At 67.7% G+C, this 4,779-nt stretch carries 6 protein-coding genes; 4 read left to right on the top strand and 2 right to left on the bottom strand.

The window, feature by feature from the left end; all coding sequences use genetic code 11:
• Positions 1-300 (bottom strand): WhiB family transcriptional regulator, encoded by a 300-nt coding sequence (locus VFA16_RS12295; RefSeq protein WP_048890190.1) that lies wholly within the window; start codon positions 298-300, stop codon positions 1-3.
• Positions 301-639: 339 nt separating this feature from the next.
• Between VFA16_RS12295 and VFA16_RS12290 the strand changes: the two genes are divergently transcribed.
• From VFA16_RS12290 to VFA16_RS12280, 3 genes are all read left to right on the top strand, one after another.
• The gene (locus VFA16_RS12290) at positions 640-1,458 is read left to right on the top strand and encodes a hypothetical protein (protein WP_203800872.1); all 819 of its coding nucleotides are present in this window, start codon (positions 640-642) and stop codon (positions 1,456-1,458) included.
• A gap of 88 nt (positions 1,459-1,546) precedes the next feature.
• Positions 1,547-2,125 carry a sigma-70 family RNA polymerase sigma factor gene (locus VFA16_RS12285; RefSeq protein ID WP_324968079.1) on the top strand — a complete coding sequence of 193 codons (579 nt, stop codon included), beginning with the start codon at positions 1,547-1,549 and terminating at the stop codon, positions 2,123-2,125.
• The gene (locus tag VFA16_RS12280; RefSeq protein WP_324968078.1) at positions 2,118-3,200 is read left to right on the top strand and encodes an anti-sigma-D factor RsdA; all 1,083 of its coding nucleotides are present in this window, start codon (positions 2,118-2,120) and stop codon (positions 3,198-3,200) included. The genes VFA16_RS12285 and VFA16_RS12280 overlap by 8 nt, the downstream gene beginning before the upstream one ends.
• Before the next feature lie 45 nt (positions 3,201-3,245).
• On the opposite strand, the gene VFA16_RS12275 is transcribed toward VFA16_RS12280, so the two are convergent.
• Positions 3,246-3,659: a DUF5319 domain-containing protein gene (locus tag VFA16_RS12275; protein ID WP_324968077.1), complete on the bottom strand. Its 414-nt coding sequence runs from the start codon at positions 3,657-3,659 to the stop codon at positions 3,246-3,248.
• A 150-nt stretch (positions 3,660-3,809) separates the two neighbouring features.
• On the opposite strand from VFA16_RS12275, the gene guaB reads away from it, so the two are divergent.
• A partial coding sequence (gene guaB / locus VFA16_RS12270; RefSeq protein WP_324968076.1) for an IMP dehydrogenase occupies positions 3,810-4,779 on the top strand: 970 nt, incomplete at its 3' end.

Below are 4,779 nucleotides of genomic sequence, written 5' to 3'. Positions count from 1 at the left end.
TTAGGCGCTGCGGCGGGCGCGGCCCAGATCGCGTTTGAGCAACATGTCGCGCTCGGTCTCCGACAGCCCGCCCCAGATGCCATACGGTTCAGCGACCGCCAGAGCGTGATCGCGGCACTGCTGGATCACCGGGCAGCGTCGGCACATCTCCTTGGCGCGACGCTCGCGTTGCAGACGGGCCCGGCCACGCTCGCCGTCGGGATGGAAGAACACCGACGAGTCGACACCCCGGCACAGGCCGCGCAGTTGCCAATCCCAGATATCGGCGTTTGGTCCAGGTAGCTGCTCCGGCTGCGGCATTTAATTCCCTCTCTACACGTCCATGGGCAAGCGAGTACAACCAGCGCTTGGGCCATGTAACTGATTCGAGCGGAGTCGGCGATGACTACTCGTCAGCAATAAAGTAGGGGCGGCGCCGAATTTCAGTCAACACAGACCCGGCTCATCGAATGCGTAACCGCAGGTTGAGAATTTACTTCACGTTCATCCCTGTGATGCAGTATCCGTGCCGAGCATGCTAATGCGAGGTCGCCGATGCTGGTATTTCAGTTTCTACCCGATGGCGCGTGCACGTTAATAAGGCGACCGGTATGCGGTGGTTAATATTGCGGTAACTGAGAAACCACAAACTTTTAACTAATGTGCCCCGCGAATACCGAACGCCGTCTATTGACTGAATCGACTCTGAGCGCCGCCGCATTCGGTGACCGGCCGGGCTGTTGGCCGCTGCCGTCGGCGACCACACCTTACCAACGCTGGCTGCGCGCGGTCGCAGCCGGCGGGCAGGGTCGCTACGGCAGCGCCCTGAGCGACTTGGCGCCGCTGCTGCGCACCACAACAGCGGGACGGCTGGCCTCGCTGGCGCACAGCACCCGGGGCTCGTTCCTGCGTCAGCTCGGCTGGCATGCGCGAGCGCGCCGGTGGGACGGCGCAGCGTTGGCGCTGGCCGGCGACGACGCCGAGGCTGCTGGCGACGCGCTGATTGGGCTGGCCGCCGACGCCCTCGGGGTGCGCCGGTTCGCCGCCGCCGACACATTGCTGCGCCGGGCCGACAAGGCGCTGGCCGCCGGCGGGCCCGGGGCGCAGCGCCCGGCCGTGCGCCGGGCGTGGGTGGCCGCCGAGCTGGCAATGGCCCACGGTGAAGGCTGCCGCGCGGTGCGTCATGCCGAGCAGGCCGTCGAACTGGCGCAGGCCATATCCGCGCGGCACCGCGTCAAAAGCGACATGGTGTTGGCCGCCGCGCTGTGCAGCGCCGGCGACATCGACCGGGCTCGTGCGCTCGGCGACGACACGCTGGATGCCGCCGCGCAGTTGGGTTTAGTGCCGTTGCGCTGGGCGCTGGCTTGCCTGCTGATCGATATCGGAAGTGCCAGGCGCACAACGCAACAACTGCGCAGTCTGCGGCACGCGTGCGCCGAACACGTGCGCCGCGCCGGCGGGATCTGGCGCGAGCGTTAACGGTTGAAGCGCCGATCGGCCATTATTGTCGAGCCGTGCAACAAGACCGGGATGTGGCCGGTTCGTAACGTTGGAGAGACCGCGGCCGATGACAATTGACGGAGAACGTCTCGACGCTGTCGTTGCCGATGCCGTGGCAGGAGATCGAGATGCGCTTCGGGAAGTGTTGGAGACCATCCGGCCGATCGTGGTTCGATACTGCCGCGCGCGGATCGGTACTGCGGAGCGGGGCGGTCTTTCAGCGGACGACGTGGCTCAGGAGGTGTGCTTGGCCGCCATCACGGCGCTGCCGCGCTACCGGGACCAGGGGCGCCCGTTCTTGGCTTTCGTGTACGGCATCGCCGCACACAAGGTTGCTGACGCGCATCGCGCCGCCGGCCGTGACCTCGCATATCCCGCCGAGGAGCTACCCGAGCACCGCTCCGCCGAGGCGGGCCCCGAGCAGATGGCCCTCGAGGCGGAATCGGTCACCCGGATGAACGAGTTGCTCGGGGTCCTGCCCGAGAAGCAACGGGAGATCATCATCATGCGCGTCGTCGTGGGTTTAAGCGCCGAGGAGACCGCCAGCGCCGTCGGCAGTACCCCTGGAGCGGTTCGGGTGGCCCAACATCGGGCGCTAACCCGGCTGAAGTCGGAGATCGTCGCAGCGGGGCGTGACTATGCCTGACTTGGGTCCTGAATTCGGTTTCGGTCGGTCGCCGGCAGATCAGCCGTCGCTGGAGGCGATAGCGCGCAGCGACCGGTTCCTCGACGCGCTCGCCACCCGAGAGTCGGTCGACGTCGCCGATCCGGACGACGAGCTGCTGGCCGCGCTGCTCGAAGAGTGGCGCGACGACCTGCGATGGCCGCCGGCAAGCGCGCTGGTTTCCGACGAGGAGGCCGCCGTTGCGCTCCAGATCGGGTTGGCTGCTCGCCAGCGCACTCGCCGCGCGTTGGCGATGGTCGGCTCGGTGGCCGCCGCGGTGTTGGCGCTCGGCGGGTTTGGCGCCATGGTCGGGACCGCTCATCCGGGGGATGCGCTTTACGGGGTGCACACCATGCTGTTCGGTGAGCCGCCCTCGTTGCATGACGAGCAGGTCGAGTTGTCTGCGAAGACCGAACTCGCACAGGTGCAGCAGATGATCGCGCAAGGCCAATGGGACCAGGCTCAGAACAAGCTGGCCGCGGTCAGCAGCACTGTGCAATCGGTCAACGACTCCAACCGCAAACAGGGCCTGATCGACCAGGTGAACCAGCTGAACGCCAAAGTGGCAACCCACGACCCCAACGCGACGCTGACACCCAGCTCGCCACCGACCACCGGGGCCGTATCGCCGTCCGCTTCGGTCTCTGTGTCGGGGGCGTCGTCATCCACCGCATTGTCGCCGCCGGAAGCTACCTCGGGCACAAGTACCAGTCCCTCGGCCACCGACGCGACCACAACGGTGACCACCTCCGGCCCCGCCGCGACATCCACCCCGAGCACTTCGTCGGTCGCGTCATCGTCGCCATCCACACCATCGTCACCGCCGTCCACACCGTCGTCGCCCCAGCAGCACACCGCTGCGGGAACCACGTCGACGAATTCCGCGCCGGCGCAATCACCTTCGCAAGTGGTCAGCGTCACACCCACGACCCCGTCGGCGGCCCCCTCGGCCAGCAGCAGCGTCCCCAAAGCCGGCGAGACGGCGGCACAGACCACCGTCGCTACCAGCCCGGTGCTCTCAAGCCATCCGCAGTCGGTTCCAAACGCCGGCGGATAGTAGCGGCACGGATACGCTTAGCGCGCAGTAGATGTCGTCGAGCGCTCAGCGGCGCCCGTGATAACCCTCGGTGTCGGAGGTCGCCTCGTTCAATGATGCGTCGGCGTATCCGCGGCAGTAGTCCCAGGTGACGTAAGCGTCGGGTTCCGGGTCGTACGCCGGCTCGTGCGGCCGCACAGTGCCGTCGACCAGCAACTGCAGCAGGTTGGCGCGCAACATGTCCCAGTCGTGGTAGTGGTCCTGCTGGCATTCGTCGCAGCAGACCACGAGGCCGCGGATTCCCTTGTGCGCCAACAGCGCCTCGTACACGGCGAGGTCGGCCAGGTCGGCTTCCACCGCCATCCGCTCCTGCGGATCGAGCGGCTCACCCGGCTCGACGGCATCCAACGCCGCCGAGGGGTCACAGGGGTCGTCGGCGAACGGGTCGGGCGGCAAACCCGGTGGTAGGTAGTCGCGCACGCCTCCACATTACGCAGCGTGGCTGCCATCGCGCCAGCGGAACCGCCGGGCCGCAGCAAGCTGCTGCGTTGCCGCGCGGCGCGCGTCGTCACCAGGCCGGGGAGAGCCGATAGGATGGGCTTCTCGCTCCGCATAAGGAGGGCCCCACCGATGTCTCATGGCGTGTACGAAGGCAGCGCCGACCTGATCGCCAGCCCCTATGCCCGCCTCGGTGGCCTGGCCGAAGATGCGGTGCCCACCGGCGGTGACAACCCGAACAAGGTCGCGATGCTGGGGCTGACCTTCGACGACGTGCTGCTGTTGCCGGCTGCCTCCGATGTGGTGCCCGCAAATGCGGATACCTCCAGCCAGCTCACCAAGAAGATCCGGCTGAAGGTGCCGTTGGTCAGCTCGGCGATGGACACGGTCACCGAAGCACGGATGGCCATCGCGATGGCCCGCGCCGGCGGCATGGGCGTGCTGCACCGCAACCTGCCCGTCGCCGAACAGGCCGGCCAGGTCGAGACCGTCAAGCGTTCCGAGGCTGGCATGGTCACCGATCCGGTCACCTGCCGCCCGGACAACACGTTGGCCGAAGTCGACGCGCTGTGCGCCCGCTTCCGGATCTCCGGGCTGCCGGTGGTTGACGACACCGGCGCCCTGGTCGGGATCATCACCAACCGCGACATGCGCTTCGAGGTCGACCAGTCCAAGCCCGTCTCCGAGGTAATGACCAAAGCCCCGCTGATCACCGCCCAGGAAGGTGTGACCGCCGATGCGGCGCTGGGCCTGCTGCGCCGGCACAAGATCGAGAAGCTGCCGATCGTCGACGGCCGCGGCCGACTGACCGGGCTGATCACCGTCAAAGACTTCGTCAAGACCGAACAGCACCCGGACGCCACCAAGGACAGCGACGGCCGGCTGCTGGTCGGGGCCGCCGTCGGGGTCGGCGACGACGCGTGGGCACGGGCGATGACGCTGGTCGACGCCGGGGTCGACGTGCTGGTCGTTGACACCGCACACGCGCACAACCGGCTGGTGCTCGAGATGGTGGGCAAGCTCAAGGCCGAGATCGGCGACCGGGTCGAGGTGGTCGGCGGCAACGTCGCGACCAGGTCGGCGGCCGCGGCGCTGGTCGAGG

The organism is Mycobacterium sp. (genome assembly GCF_035653355.1).
GTDB lineage: Bacteria > Actinomycetota > Actinomycetes > Mycobacteriales > Mycobacteriaceae > Mycobacterium.
The sequence above is the reverse complement of the archived record's forward strand: the minus strand, read 5'-3'. Positions and strand labels throughout refer to the sequence as shown.

Excerpts from the sequence above, each read along its gene's own strand:
- VFA16_RS12295 (WP_048890190.1), bottom strand. The coding sequence starts at position 300 with ATGCCGCAGCCGGAGCAGCTACCTGGACCAAACGCCGATATCTGGGAT.
- VFA16_RS12290 (WP_203800872.1), top strand. The coding sequence starts at position 640 with ATGTGCCCCGCGAATACCGAACGCCGTCTATTGACTGAATCGACTCTG.
- VFA16_RS12285 (WP_324968079.1), top strand. The coding sequence starts at position 1,547 with ATGACAATTGACGGAGAACGTCTCGACGCTGTCGTTGCCGATGCCGTG.
- VFA16_RS12280 (WP_324968078.1), top strand. The coding sequence starts at position 2,118 with ATGCCTGACTTGGGTCCTGAATTCGGTTTCGGTCGGTCGCCGGCAGAT.